Below are 1,201 nucleotides of genomic sequence, written 5' to 3'. Positions count from 1 at the left end.
TGTACTGCCCAGGCAGGTTGGTTGAGGGATTGCGACGACACGTTGTGATTGGTCGTTGAACCACGAAGGTCTCCTGTCGTGAAGTGGAAGTTGCTGAGACAACCACTGACCGACAGGAGACCTTCGTGGTTCACGCTAATGCACCCCTGACTCCGAGGGGCCGGCTACTGCTGGCCCAGCTCATCGTCGAAGACGGCTGGCCGGTCGTGCGGGCAGCCGAACATTTCAATGTCTCCTGGCCCACCGCGAAGCGGTGGGCCGTGCGATACCTGGAGATGGGCGAGGTCGGCATGATCGACCGCTCCAGCCGCCCACACCACAGCCCGAACCGCACACCGGAACAGGTCAAACGCAGAATCGTGGATCTGCGCTGGCGCACGCGCCTATCCCCGCTAGCGATCGCCTCCCGGCTGAACATGCCGGCTTCGACAGTCCATGCGGTCCTGGTGCGGTGCCGCCTGAACCGGCTCTCGCACATCGACATCCGCACCGGCGAGGTGATCCGCCGCTATGAACACCCCTACCCGGGATCGATGATCCACGTCGACGTCAAAAAGCTCGGCAACATCCCCAACGGCGGCGGCTGGCGATTCGTCGGACGCGCGAAGGGCCGCAAGAACCGCCTGGCCACACCCGGAACGACCCGCAGCCGACACCACAATGAACTGCTCGGTCACGCGTTCGTGCACACCGTGATCGACGACCACTCCCGAGTCGCCTACGCCGAGATCCACGACGACGAAACCGCGATGACGGCCGTTGCGGTGCTGCGCCGGGCGGTGAGTTGGTTCGCCTCCCGCGGTGTCACGGTCGAACGGGTCCTGTCCGACAACGGTGGCTGCTACCGCTCCACGCTCTGGAAGCAGACCTGCGCTGAACTGGCAGTCAAACACAAACGCACCCGCCCTTACCGGCCACAGACCAACGGCAAGATCGAACGCTTCCACCGCACCGTTGCCGCCGAATGGGCATTCGCCCGCCACTACAAGTCCGAACGAACCCGAAGATCAGCGCTGCCGGCGTGGCTGCACACCTACAATCACCACCGGCAACACTCCGCCATCGGAAGGAACGTTCCCTTCAGCCGCTTAACCAACGTCCCTGGGCAGTACACCTAGACAGCTCCACTTCACAACCGGAGGCCTTCACCTGTCAGGTCGACTCACCGGACAAAGTCCGGACCAACCTCCCTGGACATCAC

Annotated in this window: 1 protein-coding gene; it reads left to right on the top strand. The window is 63.4% G+C overall.

The features are described from left to right. Positions 1 to 125: 125 nt before the first annotated feature. A complete protein-coding gene (locus RM1_RS25780) occupies positions 126 to 1,118 on the top strand; it encodes an IS481 family transposase (RefSeq protein WP_072754435.1) in 993 nt (330 codons plus the stop codon). The last annotated feature ends 83 nt before the right edge of the window (positions 1,119 to 1,201 follow it).

Origin of the sequence: Rhodococcus maanshanensis NBRC 100610 (genome assembly GCF_001894865.1) — a bacterium.
GTDB classification, from domain to species: Bacteria; Actinomycetota; Actinomycetes; order Mycobacteriales; family Mycobacteriaceae; genus Rhodococcus_G; species Rhodococcus_G maanshanensis.
The sequence above is the reverse complement of the archived record's forward strand: the minus strand, read 5'-3'. Positions and strand labels throughout refer to the sequence as shown.